This window comes from Paraburkholderia tropica (assembly GCF_014171495.1).
Classification (GTDB): domain Bacteria; phylum Pseudomonadota; class Gammaproteobacteria; order Burkholderiales; family Burkholderiaceae; genus Paraburkholderia; species Paraburkholderia tropica.
Genome location: NZ_CP049134.1, coordinates 1,591,331 through 1,610,090 on the forward strand (window position 1 = coordinate 1,591,331; position 18,760 = coordinate 1,610,090).

Sequence of the window (18,760 nt, forward strand, 5' to 3'; positions counted from 1 at the left end):
GCGTTGATATCGCTTCACGGCTGCGCGGCCAGCGCGGGCGAGGGCGTATAAGTGCCGCTGAGCGCGTTCAAAAACGCGACCAGTGCATCGACGTCGGCGTCCGATGGCGCAGTGCCCAACTGGTATTGCGCCATCTGCTTCACTGCCTCGCGCAGATCGCTCACGCTGCCGTCGTGAAAGTACGGCGCGGTGAGCGCCACATTGCGCAGCCCCGGTACCTTGAACGCCTGCACGTCGTGCTGATCGTGCGTGACGTTGGCGCGGCCGTTGTCGGCTTCGGTGAGCGCGCCACCGCGCGCCGCAAACCAGTCGCCCGCGCGGCCCATCCGCTCGAACGACTGGCCGCCCAGATTCGCGCCGACGTGACAGGTCGCGCAGCCCATCGACTTGAATAGCTGATAACCGTGCGCCTCGTCGCTGTTCAAGGCGCGTGCGTCGCCGCGCAGATAGGCGTCGACGCGGCTCGGCGTCAGCAGCGTCTTTTCGAATTCGGCGATCGCGTCGGTGATGGCCGGGCCGCTGATGCCGTCAGGATAGATCTGCGCGAAGGTCTCGACGAGCGCCGGATCGGCCTGCAATTTGCCGACGATCTGCTCCCACGACACCGAAGCCATTTCCACCGGATTCAGCGGCGGTCCGCCCGCCTGTTCCTGCAAGGTCGCGGCGCGGCCGTCCCAGAACTGCGCGTGATTGAGCGCCGCGTTGAACACCGTCGGCGCGTTCACACTGCCCAACTGGCCGCCCACGCCAAGCGAGAGTTTTCGGTTGTCCACGCCGCCGGTCCCGAGCGCATGGCAACTGGCGCAGGAAATCGTGTTGTCGGCGGACAGACGCGGATCGTGAAACAGCCTCATGCCGAGCGCGACCTTGCGCGGATCGGCGCGCAATGTGTGCGGCAGCGGCTGCACCGCGTCGTTCTCGAACGCCGCCGCGACGCCGGGCGTCGCATACCAGCGCTTGCGTTCGTGCGCGATCCAGTCGAGCAGCGTATGCCGGTCGCCAGCGCTCAAGCCGGTTCCCCAGTGCACGGCGCGAAAGCGCGCGGGCGGCATGGTGTCGTTTTGCGCGACGCGTTCGAGTTTGGCGAGATCGGCTTCGCCAGGTTTCGCGCCATCGTGCAACGCGGCATACAACGTATCGAGCCGGAAATAGCGCTGGCCTCTTTCGGTATCGAACTGCGCGATCTGCTTGATGCCGGGCAGCGACGCATAAGGCGGCAGCACCGCTTTTGTCGAATGACAGCTGTAGCAGGCGTTGCGGTCGAGAATATCGCGGATGCGCGCGGCTTCGGGCGAGGCGGCGGGGCGGGCGGCCGCCCCTTCCGCGTAGGTCGTGTCGTGATACCAGGCGAGGGCGCTGAGGCCGAGATAACCGGCCGCGAGCAAACCCGCAACGCTGACGAAAAATTTATTCATGGCGATGTGAGGTGGAGAAACCTGGGAATCCTGAGCGGATATCCGGCTTTCGATGCCCACTCGGCGGCGCTGTCGGAAAGCGGGCCTGCAAGGCGAGTGGGGCGGTGCCGGCCGGATCAGCGTCCGATGCTACGGACGGAGCCCGCACGCGCCATTGCGGACGGTCAAGCTACGCGCGAACCGCAGGCATCGCCGATGAGGCAGCGCGCGAGCGATCGCAGGAAAACGGCACGAATGCGGCCGAATCACGCATGAGATCGCGTAAAATTCAGGCTTCTCTGCTTGCCTTTCATCGCCCGACATGCCCGCGGAACAACCGCCCAAGAAGGAAGAAGGCGTCGCCGTCATCGACCGCGCGTGCGCCATCCTGTTCGCTTTCCGTCCCGAAGACGGCCCGCAGAACGCGGCGCTCACGCTCGCCGAACTCGCGGCGCGCACGGGGCTCTACAAGAGCACGCTGCTGCGCCTCGCCGGCGCGCTCATTCAGCATCGCTTGCTGCTGCGGCTCGAAGACGGCCGCTATCAGCTCGGACCGGCCACCTTCGGACTCGGCGCGCTTTATCAGCGCAGCCTGAATCTCGGCGACATCCTGCTGCCGCTGATGCGCGAACTCATGGAAAAAAGCGGGGAAAGCGTGTCGTTCTATGTGCGCGACAACGCGGTGCGCGTGTGTCTGCATCGCGTGGATTCGATGCATGTCGTGCGCCATCACGTGCGCGAGGGCGACGTGCTGCCGCTCGAAACCGGTTCGGGCGGGCGCGCGCTGCTCGCCTTCGGTCATGAACCGGGCGAGGCGTTCGAGCAGATCCGGCGCGACTTCTATTGCATGTCGATCGGCGAGCGCGATCGGGAAACCTCGGGCGTGTCGATGCCCGTGTTCGGCGTGCAGAACGCGCTGCGCGGCGTGATCACGCTCGCGGGTCCGAGTTCGCGCATCGACCGCGCGTTCGTGGAAACGAATCTCGATGCGTTGTTCGATTGCGCCGTGCGCGCCACCGACGCGCTGGGCGGCGACTCGCGTGCGCTGCGCGCGGCCCGTCAGGCGCACGCGCAGGGCGCGTAAAACGGCAAAAAAGCGGCTAAAAACCGCGTTCAAACGCCGAAAGCTCAGCCCCCGCGCGGCTGCGCGCCAGCCGGCAGATGACGCTCCGGCGCGCCGGTGTACGCGTAATCGATCTGACGCGGCATTGGCCCCTTGTTGCGCTCGCCGCGTCCGCGCTGCTCCCACGCATGCGCCAGAATCCCCACCGCGCGCGAGAGGATGAACACGCCGCGCGCGAGTTCGGGCGCGAAGCCCAGTTCCGCGTAAATCACCGCGGTCACGCCATCGATATTCATCGGCACGGGCTTGTTTTTTCGGCGCTTGAGCAGCGCTTCCACGCCGCGCGCGATCAGCGCGTAACGACCGTTGATCGCGCCCGATTCCACGCGCGCATCGACGAGTTCGAGCAGCCGTCCGGCGCGCGGATCGACCGGATGAAACCGATGCCCGAAGCCCGGCAGATACTTGCCGTTTTCCGCGACGAAGGCGTCGACGCCCGCCTCGACGGCCTCGTCGAGCGGCGCGCCCGCATCGAGCCGCGCCGCAATCGACGCATAGAGTTCCACTGCCTGCTGACCCGCGCCGCCGTGCACGTCGTCGAGCGCGTTGATGGCGGACGCCATCGCGCCGTTGAGCGGCAGGCCGCAACTCGTGGCCATGCGCGAGATCGCAATCGACGGCGCATGCGGACCGTGGTCCACCGAGGCCACGAGCGCCGCTTCGAGCAGCGACGCTTCGTCGTCGCCGGGCAGCTCGCCGCGCAGCATCAGCCAGATCATCTGCGGAAAACTCACGCGGCCGATCAGCTCCTGAATCGGAAAACCGCGCACGGCGATCGAGCCGGGATGAATGTCGATGATCGAGGTGCGCCAGTAATCGGCGCAGAGGGCGGCGAGGTCGGTGTTCGTCGTGCTCATGTTCAGATGACTCCTTCGGCGCGCAGGGCGTCGATGTGCGCGGCGTCGTAGCCGAGTTGTGCAAGGGTTTCGCGTGTGTGCGCGCCGAGTGCGGGCGCGGGCGCGGCGGGGGCGGCGTCGCCGTCCGAAAGACGCAGGCCCGCGCGCGTCACGCGCTGCGCCGCCTCGCCGTTCGCCGGCGCGAATTCGCGCACGAATTGCCGCTCCGCCAGATGCGGATGCGCGAGAATCTGCGGCACCGACAGCACGCGGCCAACCGGCACGCCTTGCGCGAGCAGCCGCGCTTCCCAGTTTGCGGCGCTGTCGGCGGCGAGCGCGGCTTCGATTTCGGCCTTCAATTCGGTGCGATGCTGCTTGCGCAGATGGCGCGCGGCGAAGCGCGCATCGCTCGACAGTTCGGGACGGCCGATCACCGCGCACAGGCTCTCGAACTGACGCGTTTCGTTGGCCGCGATGTTGAGCAGACCGTCGCCGGTCGCGAACGTGCCCGAGGGCGCGGCGGTGAAATTTTCGTTGCCCATCGGCACGGGCTCCACGCCCGCGTTCAGATAGTTCGACACGACCCAGCCCATGGTCGCGAGCGTCGCTTCGAGCATCGACACATCGAGGCGGCGTCCGCGCCCGTTCGTGCGCGCATCGACGAGCGCCGCGCAAATGCCGAACGCCGCCGTCAGGCCGCCGACCGTATCGGAGACCGGATAGCCCACGCGCAACGGCGCGCTTTCGGCGTCGCCCGTCACGCTCATCACGCCGGCCATGCCCTGGATGATTTGGTCGTAAGCGGGGCGGGGCGACAGTTCGCCGGAATCGCCGAAACCGGAAATCGCGCAATACACCAGACGCGGATTGACTTCGGATAGCTGATCGAATCCCAAACCGAGACGATCCATCACGCCGGGGCGGAAATTCTCGACCAGAACGTCGGTATCGCGCACGAGATCGAGCAGGATCGCCTTGCCGCGCGGGTCCTTGAGATTAAGCGTGATCGAGCGCTTGCCCGCATTCACGGCGACGAAGGACGCGCCCATGTTGCGCGCGGCGGCGTCTTTGTCGGCGCCGAGACGGCGCGCGAGATCGCCGCCTTCGGGATGCTCGACCTTGGTGACGTCGGCGCCGAACAGCGCGAGCTGATACGCGCAGAACGGCCCGGCCAGCACGTTGGAAAGATCGAGAACGCGGATTCCTGCTAAAGGCAACATCGTGATTCCAGCCTCTGGTTCAGTTCAATGGGAAATATCGTCGAGCGAGCGGTTGTTGGTGCGCGGGCCGAACAGACCGATGGCCGCCATCACCGCGACCATCGCGCCCGTGATCAGGGCGAAGACGCCCGGCACGCCGAAATGGCGCAGCGCGAACGCGATCATGAAGCCCGAGAACATCGCGGACAGCCGCGACATCGAATAGACGAAACCGACCGCCGTGGCGCGCATGCGCGTGGGAAACAGTTCGACCTGGTAGGCGTGATAGCCGACCGAGAGCAGCGTGCCGCCGAGCGTGATGAGCACGCCGAGCACCATCAGCATCACGGGCGAGGTCTGCATGGCGAACAGCGAACCGAAGACGGCGATGGCGAGCGCGGAGAGCACGACGAGCGTCTTGCGTTCGATGCGGTCGGCGATGGCCATGCCGATCAGCGGGCCGAACGGATTCGACGCCGCGATTACGAACGCGTAGAGCAGGCTGTGCGTGATCGTCACACCCTTGGAGACGAGCAGCGTCGGCACCCACGACGCGAAACCGTAGAAGCCGATCGCCTGAAACAGATTGAAGACGAGCAGCGTGATCGTGCGGCGGCGATACGGCGGCTGCCAGATCTCGCTGAAGCGCGCCTTGCGCGGCGGCGCGGCGGTCGCGCTTTCCGTCGCAAGCGGCGGCGCGGGCAGCAGGCGGCCCGTCTGCGCTTCGATCTTCGCTTCGAGTGTCGCGAGCACGCGCGCCGCTTCGTCGTGGCGTCCGCGCTGCGCGAGCCAGCGCGCGCTTTCGGGCACGTTGCGGCGGATCGCCCACGCGATCAGCGCGCCGGCCGCGCCGAACATCACGACCCAGCGCCAGCCGTCGAACCCGAGCGGCGCGCGCGGCACGAACCACCACGCGAGCAGTGCGACCGTCGGCACCGCCGTGTACTGCACGAGATGCACGAAGGCGAACGCGCGCCCGCGCATGTGCTTGGGCACCAGCTCGCTCACGTAGGTGTCGATGGTGACGAGTTCGATGCCCACGCCGATCCCCGCGATCAGCCGCCAGAGGTTGATCGCGGGCGCGGACGTTTGCAGCGCCATCACGCAGGTGGCCGCCGAATACCAGAGCAGCGACGCCGTGAACATCGTGCGGCGGCCATAGCGGTCGGCGAGGCCGGTGAAACAGAAGGTGCCGATGAAGAGCCCCGCAAACGAGGCCGCCACGAACGCGCCCAGCCCCGAAAAGCCGAAGAACGAGGCCGTCGTGGTCGAGTAAAGGCCGCTCTTGACGAGCCCCGGCCCGACGTAGGCCGTGAAGAACAGGTCGTAGAACTCGAACCATCCGCCTGTCGCGATCAGCAGGACGAGCGTCCAGACCGCGTGCGCGGCCGGCAGGCGGTCGATGCGCGCGTTGATCTGCGCCGCGCTCGCGGGCGGGACGGCTTCACGGAGCGACTCGTGCGTCGCGCCGACCGGCAAACTGGACATGGCGGGCTCCTCCTGAGCTCGGGACAAGGGCATCGGGCTGTCTCGTTCTTGTCGTTCTATCTGAGAGAACGATGTTCTAAAAATGGATGAGCGGCATGATAACCCGCGTCCGGAACTCGCCTGACCAGGGCTTTTACTGAGCGAACGCAAACGGGAAACCGGCGCGCAGGGCGAGGGCGGCGCATTGGGGGGACGAAGAAACGTTGCGCTGGTAAGCTCGTCGATACGAGACGCGAGGCACGCAAGGCACGAAGAGGCTTGCGACATCGCCTGCAACGGCCCGGCGTTTCGCCGACCCAGGACGTCAGTCGCTGCGCGCGCAACGACTTGCACCGGCGGTCGAATCCGGCGAACTTTCAGTCAGGAGACGATGTGAACAAGAGAGTCTTCCCTGGAGTCATCGCGCGAGCGGCGCCTGCTTGGCTCGCGTTGTCGATCTCGATTGCACTCGCCGGCGGCCTCGCGCTCGCCGGCTGCGCCCATCAGGACAACGGCGGCGAACATGTGCCGGCGCAATCGAACGTCCCTTCACCGCTCGTCGATCTGGGCACGAGCGAGACCGGCGGCAGCAGCGAGACGCCTGCCATCGACGAACAGGCCACGGACGCGCTCGACGCCATGGGCGCGTATCTGCGCACGCTGCGCACGTTCCAGGTGGACGCCGACACGGTCACCGACGTCGTGCTCGACAACGGCCAGAACGCCGCGCTGCTGCGCCATACCGTGCTCAAGGTGAAGCGGCCCGATCGCATGCGCGCCGACATCACCGGTAACGGCAACGTGCGCGGCATGGTCTACGACGGCCATCGCTTCACGATCTTCAACGAGAAAAAAGGCTACTACGCGCGCCGCGACGCGCCGCCGACGCTCGACGAACTCGTGCGCGATCTGGCCGTGACGTGGCACATCGAAACGCCGCTCGCCGACCTGTTCTACTGGGGCGCCGACAAGCCCGACGATCTCGCGATCAGCTCCGCGCAGTCGCTCGGCACGGAGAAAGTCGATACGCGCACCTGCACGCATTACGCCTACCGGCAGCCGGGCGCCGATTGGGAGCTGTGGATCGAAGCAGGGCGGCGACAGCTGCCGTGCAAGATGATCATCACCGATACCACGCAGCCGTCGCGGCCCCGGCACGAGGTCACTTATCACTGGAATCTGAATCCGGTTTTCGCGGCGTCGACCTTCGTGTTCCGCCCGCGTCCGGGCGCGCGGCAGATCGAGATGAAGCCCGCGGACCGCCCGCCTTATCAGGAGGCGGAATGATGAACAGGCACACACAACGGGCCATTGCGGCGGGTCTTGCCGTCTCGATGGCGCTGGCCGCGCCGGCGGCGCTCGCGTTCCGCGGGATGGCGCGAACCAGCATTCATCCGATGGGCGGCGGCAATTTTGGCGGCGGCGGACAGTTTCATGGACGACCGGGATTCAACGGCGGCGGCGTGCAGCACAACGGTGGTCAGCCGGGGCCGCATCCGAATCCTGGGCCGGGGCCACAACCACAACCGCATCCGCCGGGGCCGGGTCCAGGGCCGCAGCCTCATCCGCCCGGGCCTGGGCCGGGACCGCAGCCTCATCCGCCGGGACCCGGACCCGGACCGGGGCCACAGCCTGGTCCGGGTCCGCATCCGCCCGGGCCTCCGCCTCCACCCCCGCCGCCATATTGGGGTGGCGGCTGGTACGTCGATCCGGTGGCTGCCGCCGTGACGGTGGGCGTAACGGCCGCGGTGGTCGGCTCGATGGTCGCCACGCTGCCGCCGTCGTGCACGGCGGTCGTGATCGGCGGCGCGAGTTACGAACAGTGCGGCGCGACGTGGTATCAGCCGCAATACATCGGTGCGCAGGTGCAGTACGTGGTGGTTTCTCCGCCGCGCTGAAGTGCGGCGAATGCGTCTGACGACGGCCGCGCCGCGCCCGGCGCGGCCGTTTGCTTTTCACTCGCCATTGCTCGCCGCGCCACCTTTATCGCATTGATTCAACGGGGATTTTCCGCGAAAAGCAGGGCGGCGAGAGCGTCGCGGGGTAAAGCCGTGTAATGCCCCCCTCATCGCAAATCGCTTCGACGCACCGGGCCTTAAGCAAGCCTTAAGCAACGGCAATCGAGACTATTGGCCACGTATGAAAAGTGTGCCGATGCGATGAGAGCGATCTATGCCGACCTGAAGCGAGCCCGTATGCGTCCGACCTCGAGTCGCGTCGCGGTGCTTCGGCTGTTCCACGAATTTCCGAACGAGCACATGACCGCCGATCAGGTTTTCCGGCGCGTGCCGCCGGAAACGGAGCAATGCAGCCTGGCGAGCGTGTATCGGGCGCTGTCGCAGTTGCTCGAAGCCGGTCTGATCACGAACGCGTGGATCGGCGAGCAGCGCGTCGTCTACGAACTCAATCGCGGCACGCGTCATTCGCATCTGGTCTGCAACGACTGCGGCGAAGTCGCGGATATCGACGATACCGAACTCGAGTCGCAGCACGAGACGATCGCGGGCGCGCGCGGTTTCCGCTACACGAGCGCGAGCCTCGTGATCTTCGGACGCTGCGCGCACTGTGAGGCGACGCTGGAATCGCGGGTTCGTCGCACGGGCGCGATGCACGGGCTGAGCCGCCGGCCGTAACGCGTCACACGATGCGAAGGCCGCCCGAGGCGGAAATCGGGCGGCCGGACGAGGCTGGAAGGCGCGCGGAAGACGTTTGAAACACGTCGTTCACCGCGAATTTGTGATTTTACATAACATAAATTATCGACATTTTTTGCGGCGCAGCCTGGCGTGTCGAGCGCCCATTCCTCAGCCTCAATCCTTCGCGTAATGAAACTCCGGCATCGCCTTGAGCGCGGCCTTGTCGGTTTGCAGCACGATCTGCTTGGCGCTGATGTGCAGATCGTTAAACGGCACGGCGACGAGATGTTCGCCCATGCCTAGAAAACCGCCGACGGACAAAATCGCAAATGCGCCGTCGTTCGGCGATTCGAGCACGATGTCGTCGATCGAGCCGATCTTGCTGCCGTTGTTGTCATAGACATTCGAGCCGACGAGTTTGGAGGCGCGAAAGCCCGTGCCGGACTGAACCGTCGCCATGCGCTGGACGGCGATCGATTGCGGCGCGCCCTGGGCATGCACGAGCGTCGCGCTGCCCAGCGCACCGGTGAAAACAGCCGCGTTGGCGATGGCCGCGGCAAGCGAGATGGCGCGTCGGTTCATGGTTTCCTCCTTCTATTGATTGTCATTGGCGCGGCGCGTGGCGCCGCCTGGCGAGAGCGAGGAACAAAACGCAACTGCCGTGCCTGTGAAATCGGCAAGAAGCAAGAAGCAAGAAGCAAGCGGTCAGCGGCGCGCCAGGCGGCGCTACGCCTGCGATACCCAACGCTCGATCACCGGCCCGCTTGCGCCATCAACCGGATCGCTGGCCGGAAACGGCAACGCCGCCATCGCGCGCAATTCGTCGGACGTGAGCGCATCGCGTCGGATATCCCACTGCTGCCCGGCGGGATAGCCGCCCGCCACCTGAAACGCATCCGTGCGCGACAGAAGACAGTGGCCCGTGCCCGCCGGCAACAGCAGCACGTCGCCGGCCGCAAGGCGCACCGTTCGTCCGCCCGGGCCCCCGAGAATCACTTCCGCCGCGCCCGCGAACACGCCCAGCACCTCGTGCGCCGTCGAATGAAAATGGTGAAAGTCGAACACGCCGTTGCGCCATTGCACGGGCCACGCGTGATGCGCGAAACGCGTTTCGATCTGCTCGACGAGTTTCGGCGCATCGGCATCGAAAGCGTGTCGGTAGACGATCACCGGCAGGCGGCTGTTATTCGGCACCCAGCCGTTCGGCTGCAGCACGAAGGCGTCGATGTCGTGCGCCGACGCGCTCACTTCGCCGCGATGTTCATCGTGCCGACGATGCTGCGCGCGCATGCGCGCCAAACCGCGTGTCAATGGCATGATCACTGGTCCTGTCATGGGTTCTTTCACTCGCCGACAGCCGCCGATGCCCCGCTCGCCGGATGTTTCGACATCGTGTGCGCATGCCGTTGCGACGCGCGATTCGCCGTGCGCGTCGCGCGTGCGCCGCTCGCTGCCACGCCCGGCTCGACGCCCTGCATCGGTGCCGGATACACGCCGTTGACACCGCTTGCGGGCAGCCCCGGGCCGCCGCCGCGTGCGCCATTCGCGCCATTCGAATTGCCCTGTGCGTGCGCCTGCATGCCGCCGAACAGCGACGCCGTTACGAATACAGCGCATGCCAACCGGGGCACCGCGCGTGCGCCGAGCAGAGTGCGGATTTTCATCGGATTGACCATCGGATCGACCTCCTGGTGCGGGTTGCCGCTTCGCATGTCGAGTTCGCAACCCGCGTTCCAGCAGCGCTTTTCGTTTGCGACCGGAGTGGACGACACGGCGAGAACCGGACGAGTCGGCACGTCGCTTGCGCCATCGTCATCTCTCGCGCTTCGCCGGCGCGCGCTTTTACAGGCCTGCGCTCGACGAACACCCGGAGCCATCTATGCCCCACGCTTTCCTGCCTCATCCCTATCCTGCGCCTCTTCACGCGCATCTGCCGACCGAAGAGCCCAACACGCCGGAAACGCCCCAGCGCAAGCCTCCGCCCGTTCCGGACAGCGATGTGCCGCCGCCTCCGCCGCTCGGCGATCCGCCGTCCGACGCACCGCCCGAACGCGCCGTCGATTAGCGCAACAGCAAACGCATCGGCGAACGCGCCGAAAAGCGCGCCGAAAAACGCTACGACGACCGCTGCGGCGCGCGCGCGCCTTGCGCCGCGGTGCGCACGCTCACGAGTTCGCTGCGCGAGCGCGTGAGCAGATGCAGGATTTCGTCGGGATCGGCGGGCTTCGTGATGTGCCAGTCGAAGCCCGCGTCAAGCGTGCGCTTGCGATCCTCGTCCTGCCCCCAGCCGGTGAGCGCCACCACCACCGTCTCCTGCGTATCGGGCAAGCTGCGCAGCGCGCGCGCCACTTCATAACCGCTCAGGCCGGGCATGCCGAGATCGAGCAGCACCGCCTCCGGATGAAACACGAGCGCGAGTTCGAGCGCCGCCGCGCCCGCATGCGCCACCCGCACCTCGTGGCCCGAGAGCGAGAGCAGCAGCGCGAGACTTTCGGCCGCGTCCTTGTTGTCGTCGACGACGAGTACGCGCCGCGCCGCCCTCGCCGGCTGATGCGCGTCGTCGACGATGGCGCGCGAACGCAGCGTGGGCACGACGATCGGCAGCACGACACGGAATTCGCTGCCGCGTCCCGGCCCGTCGGAACGCGCGTGAATGGAGCCGCCGTGCAGCCGCACGAGTCCTTTCGAGAGCGCAAGGCCAATGCCGAGTCCGCCTTCGGCGCGCGGCGAACGCGCGTCGATCTGCGAGAACATGGCGAAGAGACGTTCGTCGGCGTCGGGCGGCAGGCCGATGCCGTCGTCTTTCACGACGAGTTCGATCGTCGCGCCCTCCACCTGGATCGCGAGTTCGACGTGGCCGCCCGGATCGGTGTATTTACCCGCGTTGTTCAGCAGGTTCGAGATCACCTGTGCGAGCCGCAATGCGTCGGCGTCGATCAGCACGTCGGGTAGCGGCGCATGCACGGTGAGCGTGTGCTGCTTGCGTTCGAGCAGCGGCCGCGACGCCTCGACGGCGGTCTTGATCACGCCGCCGAGATTCACGACATCGCGGCGCAAATCGAGCTTGCCGCACGTCACGCGCGCGAGGTCGAGCAGATCATCGAGCAATCCGGACATATGCGAAACCTGACGGCGAATCACGTCGGTCGCCCACGCCAGTTGCTCCGGCGTCAGCGACTTCGAATCGAGAATCGCCGCGGCGCTCCGGATCGGCGCGAGCGGATTGCGCAGTTCGTGCGAGAGCGTGGCGAGAAACGCGTCCTTCTGCTGATCGGCCTCCTCCAGTTGCTGACGCACGCGCACCTGCGCCGAGATATCGCGGAAATAGCAGACGAGACCGAATTCGCCGTCCGCGAGCGGCGTGCGATGCACTTCCCATTCGTAGCACTCGACGCGCTCGCGGTCGCGGCGCGGCTCGCTGCGTTCGGGCGTGTGATACGGCGCGCCGGTCGCCAGCGTGTCGCGAAAGATCGCGACGATTTCGTCCGCGTAGGGCGGGTGCCAGACGCGCCGCATCAGCGCGCCCACATCCTGGCCGGTGAGGTCCGCGGCGTCGCCGAAAAACGCCTGCGCGCCCGGATTGGTTTCGCGGATGCGCAGTTCGCGATCGATCAGATAGACGCCGAGCGGCGCTTCGTTCATCAGCGTTTCGAATTGCGCGGTGCGCACGCGGATCGCTTCCTGATCGGCCTTGCGTCCGCTGATGTCGGAGAGCAGCACGGCGGCGCCATGCGCGGCCGGATAGATGCGCACTTCGTACCAGCGCCCGCGACGCGCGCACCAGGTCTCGAACTGCTGCACCGCGCCGGCGTCGAGCGCCGCCCGCAGCGCTTCGTTGAAGCCGTTGCTGTTGGCCTCCGGACACACATCGACGATGTGCCGGCCGAGCGCGTGCGGCGCGCTCACGCCGGTCATCTCCAGGAATTGCGGATTGGCGAGCGTGATGCGCGCGTCTTCGTCGAGCATGAAGAACTGGTCCTGAATGCTCGAGAGCGCGAGTTCGAGCAACTGCTCGTTGGCGTGGCGGATCTGCGTGCGTTCGAGCAGCGCGCCCACGCGCGCGGCCAGTTCGCGCGCCGAAAACGGCTTGACGAGATAGTCGTCGGCGCCCGCGTCGAGGCCTTCGATGCGCGCCTCCTCGCCCGCGCGCGCCGAGAGCAGGATCACGGGGACTTCGCGCAGCGCCGGGTCGCGCCGCACTTCGGCCAGCAGGCCGAAGCCGTCGAGGCGCGGCATCATCACGTCGGCGAGGATCAGGTCGGGACGCGTGCGGCGGGCGCGTTCGAGCGCTTCGGCGCCGTCGGCGGCAAGTTCGACCTGCCACGCGCTCGCGAGCAAGCTGCCGACGTAGGCGCGCATGTCGGCGTTGTCGTCGACGAGCAGGATGCGCGAGCCGAACGTGAGCGCGAAACGCCGGTCGCGCAGCCCCGCCGACCATGCCGGTGCGGCGGCAGCCTCGGCGGCGACGCCATTGCCAGCGCGGGCCGCATCGACGCCGTGCTGCGCGCCCTCGCCGTTTGTCTCGCCCGCGCCCGGCGGCAAGGTACCGAGCCAGCCCGCCGCTTCGGCGGCGAACGCGGCGGCCAGTTGCGCATCGCCGTTGCGCAGGACGTCGACGCCGCGCGGCGCGTCCGGCCCCGGCTCACGCACGCGCTCGGCCGGCAGATGCGCGCGGCCCAGCGGCACGCGCACGGTGAAGCGCGAACCGCGTCCTGGCTCGCTCGCCGCCTCGATGGTGCCGCCGTGCAGTTTCACCAGTTCCTGGACCAGCGCGAGGCCGATGCCGGAGCCCTCCTGCGTGCGCCCCTGCGTGCCCTCCACGCGATGAAAACGCTCGAACAGACGCGGCATTTCGTGCGCCGGAATACCCGAGCCGCTGTCTTCCACCGTGAGCACCGCACACTGGCCATCGCGCGCGAGATTCACGCCGATACGCCCCGCGAGCGTGAACTTGAACGCATTCGACAGCAGATTGAGGACAATCTTTTCCCACATCGGCCGGTCGACGTAGACCGCTTCGTCGAGCTGGCATTGCACGCGGTACGCGAGTCCGCCGCGCTCGATCGCCGAGCGGAACGTGCTCGCGACGTGCTGCGTATAGCGCGCGAGATCGGTGGCTTCGTAGCCGACGTCGCTGCGCCCTGCCTCGATGCGCGCGAAATCGAGCAGCGAATTCACGAGCCGCAGCAAGCGGTGGCCGCTGCGGCGCGCGAGACGCAACAGCGCGAGGCGCGCGGGATCGCGGTCGGCGGCCACGAGATCGTCGATCGGCGCGAGCATCAGCATGAGCGGCGTGCGCAGTTCGTGGCTGACGTTCGAAAAGAAGGTGGTCTTGGCGCGGTCCAGCGCGGCCAGTTGCTCGACGCGCTCGCGCTCGGTTTCCACGGCGCGCGCGCCTTCGACGATGCTGCCCGCCTGCGATCCGACGAGGCCGAGGAAGGCGCGGTAATCGTCGTCGAAAAGCAGACGCGGACTCACGCCCGCGACGAGAAAACCGAGCGTCGCGTGGCGCGCGCCATGATCGGTCGCGGCGCCCGGTGCAGCCGTCGCGCCCTGCCCGCTCTGTCCGCTCTGTCCGCCCGGCGCGCGACGCCGAAGCGGCACGATCGCCGCGCGGCTCACGGGTTCGGGCCATGCCGATTCGGCGGGCAGCACGCCGTCGAGTACGGTGGTTTCGAGCAGCACGTCTTCGTGCGGCGCACATGACGCCTCGGCGAGCGCCGCCGCGAGGCTGCCGGGCGCGGTGTCGGCGAGATTCAGCCGGATGGGCAAGGGCGACGCGCCGGCGTGATTGGTGGCCGCGAGGCGCGCGCTGCCGCCATCCGCGTCGAGCAGATAGAGCGCGACGAAAGGCAGATCGTGACGGTTGCCGTCGAGCGCGGCGAGCATCTCGGCGCAGGCTTCGGCCACTGACTGCGCGTTGCGCGCCGTCCCCGACAACTGCGCGACGGTGGCGAGCCGCCGCTCGGACAGCACGCGCCGCGTTTCCTCCGTGACCACGCAGAGCATGCCCTGAACGCTGCCGCTGTCATCGTGCACGGGACCGTATGAAAACGTGTGATAAGTCTCTTCCTTGAAACCATTGCGTTCGAGAAAGAGTTGCAGGCTTTCGTCCCAGGTGGCCTCGCCGGTGGCGAGCACGTGCTCGATGCGTGAACCGGCTTCGGCCCAGACCTCGCGCGCGGGCAAACCGATGAACTGCTGCTTCGCGCCGAGCGTCGGCCGATAGGCATCGTTGCAGAGAAACGTGAGTTCGGGGCCCCAGGCGAGCCACATCGCGTAGCGCGACGCGAGCATCAGGCGCACGACGCTCTGCAGGCTGTGCGGCCACGCCGCGCTCGCGCCGAGCGGCGTCGCGGACCAATCGTAGCCGCGCACGAGTTCGGCCATCGTCGCCAGCGTGCCGGCGGCCTGCTGTGCAATATTTGCCGCGCTTGCCGGTATGAACTGCGCGTTCTGGGTGGGCTGCGCGTTCGCCTGGAGCGCGGGGCGCACGCCTTCTCTCACGGCCGTGCGGGCGGCCGGATTCGGGGCATGGGCATCGTCGATCCGTTCTGACGTCATGGACATTCCCGCGTAAGCGTAGGGGCGCAATGTGGACGCGTTATAGCCGCGTCGGGGCGGCATGCTGGCTCCGTGCGCGCGCGACGCTGGGCGGCGGTCGCGTTGCGCGCGACGAACGGGCAGCATCGCGCGGGAGGCGCTTCGCGAGCAATGCGGATGAGAGCAATTTTCGCGCCCGGTCCGCGACCGGTTGCGCGTGCGCGAAGGCCGGGCCGACGGCGGCCCCGATTCATCCGACGAATGACGACCGCGTCGCGACGCATCCGGAACCGCGCAGAAGCGTGCTTGCGCGCGGTTGCGCATAGGCTCGCGGACGCCGACCCGCTACAATCCCGGCTTGCGCGCGGGCGCCGTGGATGAGACACGCGGCATGGACGACCCGCCGCGAAGCCTTTCTTATTCGATTATCCGCATTGCGCCATGGCCCGCATCGAGCTCCACTTCCCCGAAGACCAATACTTTTATTCGACGCATCTCACCGTACGCGTCACCGACATCAACTCGGCGAATCACCTCGCCAACGACTCGATGATCTCGATGATTTCGGAAGCGCGGGCGCGCTTCCTGTTCGACGCCGGCATCGAGGACATGAAAGACGCGCACACCAGCATCATCGTCACCGACCTCGCAACGACCTATCGCGCCGAAGCCTACGCGCGCGACCAGCTCTGCTTCGAAGTGGGCATCATGGACTTCAACAAGTACGGCGGCGACATCATCTTCCGCATCACGCGACCCACGGACGGCGCACTGATCGCCATGGCGAAGTCGGGCTTCGTGTTCTTCGACTACGAAGCCAAAAAGGTCGTGCCGATGCCGCCCGCCTTCCGCGCGAAATTTCCCGGCGTCAATTCGCTGGTCTGAGCGCCGGTCTGAGCACGCGCGCTCAACGCGGCTGGAACGCGATCAGCGCCATGCCCGCGAGCGTGAAGGCGATGCCGGCCCAGTCCCACGGGCTCGGCCGGATCGCTTCCACGCCCCACAGCCACAGAATCGCCACGCACACGTAGACGCCGCCGTAGGCCGCGTACGTGCGCCCCGCCGCGCTCGGATGCAGCGTGAGCAGCCACGCGAACAGCGCGAGCGACGCGGCGGCCGGCACGAGCCACCAGGCGCTCGCGCCTTCGCGCAGCCAGCGATACGGCAGATAGCAGCCGCCGATTTCGGCAAGGGCGGTAACGACGAACAGCAGAAACGTCTTCATGAGCGGCGTGGTGGGCGCAAAGGCGCTCATGGTAGCGCAGCGGGCGCAAGACGCGCGGCGTGATCCGCGACGATTGAATCAAGCGACGATTGTGCGATTCGCAAGACTCCATTCCGGCATTGCATATCCATCAACGGATTTTCCCGTTGTTGCGGATTTAAATCGACCCTCGCATCACCAATCATTTAATCGATTTCGATTATTCGAATAATAGTCTACAAACTCATACCCATACTGCATTTGGGCGAATTTTCATCCATGCCGATCGCATTGAATCGCAAATAAAAAGCAATTATTTCGCAATCCAGATTTGAATTTAATGGTCTATGACGAATAATGTATTTTCGCAGTGGTCGTTTTTAATAATCGATTATCGATCGCCGAGGAAAACCATCATGCTGATCATGCGACATGCCATTTACGCCCGTTGCCTCGCCGCGGCGCTCGCGGCCGCAGCCGCCTTGCTGCCCGCTCGCGCGGCGCTGGCGCAGGAGACGGCCGCCCTGCCGCGCGTCGCCGTGCTCGCCACCGGCGGCACCATCGCGGGACAGGCCGACACGCGCGCCGCGAACGCCTATAACGCGGGCGCGGTCGGCGCGCAGCAACTCGTGCAGGCCGTGCCCGGCATCGACAAGCTCGCGCGGCTGAGCACCGAGCAGGTCGCGTCCATCGGTTCGCAGGATATGAACGACAAGGTCTGGTTCGCGCTCGCGCGGCGCATCCAGGCGCTGTTCGACCGCAACGAAGCCGACGCCGTGGTCATCACGCACGGCACCGACACGCTGGAGGAAACCGCGTTCTTCCTCGACAACGTGCTGCATACCGACAAACCGGTCGTGCTGGTGGGCTCGATGCGGCCGTCCACGGCCACGAGCGCCGACGGCCCGAGCAATCTCTACGAAGCCGTGGAGGTGGCGGCCAGTCCGTCCGCGCGCGGACGCGGCGTGATGGTCGTGCTCAACGACACCATCCAGTCGGCGCGCGGCACGACCAAGACGAACACCACGAGCGTGCAGACGTTCGCCTCGCCGAACAGCGGCCCGATCGGCTACGTCGATCCGGCGAGCGTGCGCTTTCTCACGCCCGCATTCCAGCCCGATGCGCACAAATACGCCCTGCCCTCCGGCGATCAACTGCCGCGCGTCGAGATCGTCTACTCGCACGCGAACATGGACGGCGTGCCGGTCGAGCACGCCATCGCGAGCGGCGCAAAGGGCATCGTGCTCGCGGGCGTCGGCGACGGCAACACGTCGCAGAGCGCGCTCGAAGCGCTGCAACGCGCCGCGAAACAGGGCATCGTGGTGGTGCGCTCGACGCGCGTGGGATCGGGCTTCGTGAACCGCAACGTCGAGGTCAACGACGACACCAGCGGCTTCGCCGTCTCGCTCGATCTGAATCCGCAGAAAGCGCGCGTACTCACACAACTGCTGATCGCGAACGGCGTCACCGCGCCCGCGCAGGTGCAGAAGGCGTTTGCCGCGACTTACTGAGCGCGCTCAGCCAGTCGACGCATCAAGGGCGCTCGCCGCGCGCAAGGCGCGTTTCGATCTCCGTGACCACGGGCAGCAGATCCGCGACGCTGTCGATCACGTAATGCGCGCCCGCCGCGCGCAGACGCTCGATCGCCGCCGCGCGGCGCAGCGCGAATTCGTCGGGGGCGAGCGCGTGCACTTCATCTTCGCTCAGGCCGAACGCGTTGCCGCTCACCGCCACGCCCACGGCCCAGGTGCCGCCGTTGAGACCTTCCTCGATGCCGACTTCGGTGTCGTCGACCTTGATCGCATCGCGCGCGCGCCACACGCCCAGTTGCGGCAGCGTGCGATAGATCATGTATGGCGACGGACGGCCCTCTGGCGTGTCGCCGGTGCAGACGATGCTGTCAGCTTCGAAGCCCTGCTTCGCCGCGCCCGGCACGATCCGGTCGATGATTTCGCGCGTGTAGCCCGTGGTGGAACCGATGCGCACGCCATCGGCGCGCAACTGCTTCGTCACGGCGGCCACGCCCGGAATCACGTCGCTGTATTGCGCGGCGACGGCCACGTTGCGCGGCACGAACACATCGTAGACCGCATCGATATCGGCGTCGCCGGGCACGTGGCCGTAGCGTTCCTTCCACGCCTGCGCGACGCGCGGCAGCGCCATCAGCGCCGCGATATGCGGACGCTTGGCCATGCCCATTGGGCCGCGCGCTTCGTCGATCGAAATCGGCACGCCGAATTCCTCGAAGGTTTCGACGAACGCGCCCATGGGCGCGCGCGAGCCGTAGTCGACCACCGTGCCGGCCCAGTCGAAAATCACTGCCTTGACGTGTTGCATGATCGTGAATCCTGAAGTTGC

The 18,760-nt window shown here is 66.9% G+C and carries 17 protein-coding genes; 7 read left to right on the forward strand and 10 right to left on the reverse strand.

Going from position 1 to position 18,760, the window contains the following annotated elements; translation table 11 throughout:
• Positions 1 to 14 precede the first annotated feature (14 nt).
• The gene (locus G5S35_RS07100) at positions 15 to 1,415 is read right to left on the reverse strand and encodes a cytochrome c peroxidase (RefSeq protein ID WP_124260988.1); all 1,401 of its coding nucleotides are present in this window, start codon (positions 1,413 to 1,415) and stop codon (positions 15 to 17) included.
• Positions 1,416 to 1,716: 301 nt separating this feature from the next.
• Here G5S35_RS07100 and G5S35_RS07105 point away from each other — a divergent pair, with 301 nt between their 5' ends.
• Positions 1,717 to 2,478, forward strand: a complete 762-nt coding sequence (locus G5S35_RS07105) for an IclR family transcriptional regulator (protein WP_065057466.1) — start codon at positions 1,717 to 1,719, stop codon at positions 2,476 to 2,478.
• 44 nt (positions 2,479 to 2,522) lie between these two features.
• Here the strand turns inward: G5S35_RS07105 and G5S35_RS07110 are convergent, their stop codons facing one another.
• The 3 genes from G5S35_RS07110 to G5S35_RS07120 are packed head-to-tail and all read right to left on the reverse strand — an operon-like array spanning position 2,523 to position 6,040.
• Positions 2,523 to 3,374, reverse strand: coding sequence for a citryl-CoA lyase (locus G5S35_RS07110; RefSeq protein ID WP_074984128.1), 852 nt, complete (start codon positions 3,372 to 3,374; stop codon positions 2,523 to 2,525).
• A gap of 2 nt (positions 3,375 to 3,376) precedes the next feature.
• The gene (locus tag G5S35_RS07115) at positions 3,377 to 4,573 is read right to left on the reverse strand and encodes a CaiB/BaiF CoA transferase family protein (RefSeq protein WP_124260989.1); all 1,197 of its coding nucleotides are present in this window, start codon (positions 4,571 to 4,573) and stop codon (positions 3,377 to 3,379) included.
• A gap of 24 nt (positions 4,574 to 4,597) precedes the next feature.
• A complete protein-coding gene (locus tag G5S35_RS07120; RefSeq protein WP_183038774.1) occupies positions 4,598 to 6,040 on the reverse strand; it encodes an MFS transporter in 1,443 nt (480 codons plus the stop codon).
• Between the two features lie 372 nt (positions 6,041 to 6,412).
• On the opposite strand from G5S35_RS07120, the gene G5S35_RS07125 reads away from it, so the two are divergent.
• From G5S35_RS07125 to G5S35_RS07135, 3 genes are all read left to right on the forward strand, one after another.
• Positions 6,413 to 7,306: a DUF2092 domain-containing protein gene (locus tag G5S35_RS07125; protein WP_124260991.1), complete on the forward strand. Its 894-nt coding sequence runs from the start codon at positions 6,413 to 6,415 to the stop codon at positions 7,304 to 7,306.
• A 425-nt stretch (positions 7,307 to 7,731) separates the two neighbouring features.
• On the forward strand, positions 7,732 to 7,917 hold the full coding sequence (locus G5S35_RS07130) for a DUF6515 family protein (protein ID WP_065057472.1): 186 nt from the start codon (positions 7,732 to 7,734) through the stop codon (positions 7,915 to 7,917).
• A 297-nt stretch (positions 7,918 to 8,214) separates the two neighbouring features.
• Positions 8,215 to 8,652: a Fur family transcriptional regulator gene (locus G5S35_RS07135; protein WP_231957394.1), complete on the forward strand. Its 438-nt coding sequence runs from the start codon at positions 8,215 to 8,217 to the stop codon at positions 8,650 to 8,652.
• Positions 8,653 to 8,829: 177 nt separating this feature from the next.
• Here G5S35_RS07135 and G5S35_RS07140 read toward each other — a convergent pair whose 3' ends face one another.
• From G5S35_RS07140 to G5S35_RS07150, 3 genes are all read right to left on the reverse strand, one after another.
• Positions 8,830 to 9,237, reverse strand: a complete 408-nt coding sequence (locus G5S35_RS07140) for a PRC-barrel domain-containing protein (RefSeq protein ID WP_065065502.1) — start codon at positions 9,235 to 9,237, stop codon at positions 8,830 to 8,832.
• 144 nt (positions 9,238 to 9,381) lie between these two features.
• A complete protein-coding gene (locus tag G5S35_RS07145; RefSeq protein WP_373681704.1) occupies positions 9,382 to 9,972 on the reverse strand; it encodes a cupin domain-containing protein in 591 nt (196 codons plus the stop codon).
• A gap of 26 nt (positions 9,973 to 9,998) precedes the next feature.
• Complete coding sequence (locus G5S35_RS07150; RefSeq protein ID WP_183038775.1) at positions 9,999 to 10,451, reverse strand: hypothetical protein; 453 nt, start codon at positions 10,449 to 10,451, stop codon at positions 9,999 to 10,001.
• A gap of 83 nt (positions 10,452 to 10,534) precedes the next feature.
• Here G5S35_RS07150 and G5S35_RS07155 point away from each other — a divergent pair, with 83 nt between their 5' ends.
• A complete protein-coding gene (locus G5S35_RS07155; RefSeq protein WP_065065504.1) occupies positions 10,535 to 10,720 on the forward strand; it encodes a hypothetical protein in 186 nt (61 codons plus the stop codon).
• Positions 10,721 to 10,770: 50 nt separating this feature from the next.
• Here the strand turns inward: G5S35_RS07155 and G5S35_RS07160 are convergent, their stop codons facing one another.
• Positions 10,771 to 15,219, reverse strand: a complete 4,449-nt coding sequence (locus tag G5S35_RS07160; protein WP_183038776.1) for an ATP-binding protein — start codon at positions 15,217 to 15,219, stop codon at positions 10,771 to 10,773.
• 420 nt (positions 15,220 to 15,639) lie between these two features.
• Between G5S35_RS07160 and G5S35_RS07165 the strand changes: the two genes are divergently transcribed.
• Positions 15,640 to 16,083, forward strand: coding sequence for a thioesterase family protein (locus G5S35_RS07165; RefSeq protein WP_065065507.1), 444 nt, complete (start codon positions 15,640 to 15,642; stop codon positions 16,081 to 16,083).
• 22 nt (positions 16,084 to 16,105) lie between these two features.
• Here G5S35_RS07165 and G5S35_RS07170 read toward each other — a convergent pair whose 3' ends face one another.
• Entirely contained in the window at positions 16,106 to 16,423 is a 318-nt protein-coding gene (locus G5S35_RS07170; protein ID WP_183038819.1) for a YnfA family protein, read from the reverse strand.
• 395 nt (positions 16,424 to 16,818) lie between these two features.
• On the opposite strand from G5S35_RS07170, the gene G5S35_RS07175 reads away from it, so the two are divergent.
• Positions 16,819 to 17,913 (forward strand): asparaginase, encoded by a 1,095-nt coding sequence (locus G5S35_RS07175; protein ID WP_124260994.1) that lies wholly within the window; start codon positions 16,819 to 16,821, stop codon positions 17,911 to 17,913.
• A gap of 22 nt (positions 17,914 to 17,935) precedes the next feature.
• On the opposite strand, the gene phnX is transcribed toward G5S35_RS07175, so the two are convergent.
• On the reverse strand, positions 17,936 to 18,739 hold the full coding sequence (phnX, locus tag G5S35_RS07180; protein WP_110329001.1) for a phosphonoacetaldehyde hydrolase: 804 nt from the start codon (positions 18,737 to 18,739) through the stop codon (positions 17,936 to 17,938).
• Positions 18,740 to 18,760: the final 21 nt, after the last annotated feature.

What these genes read in the sequence shown, in the direction of transcription:
- G5S35_RS07120 (WP_183038774.1), bottom strand. Translation starts at nt 6,040, where the DNA reads ATGTCCAGTTTGCCGGTCGGCGCGACGCACGAGTCGCTCCGTGAAGCC.
- G5S35_RS07105 (WP_065057466.1), top strand. Translation starts at nt 1,717, where the DNA reads ATGCCCGCGGAACAACCGCCCAAGAAGGAAGAAGGCGTCGCCGTCATC.
- G5S35_RS07140 (WP_065065502.1), bottom strand. Translation starts at nt 9,237, where the DNA reads ATGAACCGACGCGCCATCTCGCTTGCCGCGGCCATCGCCAACGCGGCT.
- G5S35_RS07175 (WP_124260994.1), top strand. Translation starts at nt 16,819, where the DNA reads ATGCTGATCATGCGACATGCCATTTACGCCCGTTGCCTCGCCGCGGCG.
- G5S35_RS07145 (WP_373681704.1), bottom strand. Translation starts at nt 9,972, where the DNA reads ATGCCATTGACACGCGGTTTGGCGCGCATGCGCGCGCAGCATCGTCGG.
- G5S35_RS07170 (WP_183038819.1), bottom strand. Translation starts at nt 16,423, where the DNA reads ATGAAGACGTTTCTGCTGTTCGTCGTTACCGCCCTTGCCGAAATCGGC.
- G5S35_RS07160 (WP_183038776.1), bottom strand. Translation starts at nt 15,219, where the DNA reads ATGACGTCAGAACGGATCGACGATGCCCATGCCCCGAATCCGGCCGCC.
- G5S35_RS07135 (WP_231957394.1), top strand. Translation starts at nt 8,215, where the DNA reads ATGCGTCCGACCTCGAGTCGCGTCGCGGTGCTTCGGCTGTTCCACGAA.
- G5S35_RS07115 (WP_124260989.1), bottom strand. Translation starts at nt 4,573, where the DNA reads ATGTTGCCTTTAGCAGGAATCCGCGTTCTCGATCTTTCCAACGTGCTG.
- phnX (WP_110329001.1), bottom strand. Translation starts at nt 18,739, where the DNA reads ATGCAACACGTCAAGGCAGTGATTTTCGACTGGGCCGGCACGGTGGTC.
- G5S35_RS07110 (WP_074984128.1), bottom strand. Translation starts at nt 3,374, where the DNA reads ATGAGCACGACGAACACCGACCTCGCCGCCCTCTGCGCCGATTACTGG.
- G5S35_RS07165 (WP_065065507.1), top strand. Translation starts at nt 15,640, where the DNA reads ATGGCCCGCATCGAGCTCCACTTCCCCGAAGACCAATACTTTTATTCG.
- G5S35_RS07100 (WP_124260988.1), bottom strand. Translation starts at nt 1,415, where the DNA reads ATGAATAAATTTTTCGTCAGCGTTGCGGGTTTGCTCGCGGCCGGTTAT.
- G5S35_RS07155 (WP_065065504.1), top strand. Translation starts at nt 10,535, where the DNA reads ATGCCCCACGCTTTCCTGCCTCATCCCTATCCTGCGCCTCTTCACGCG.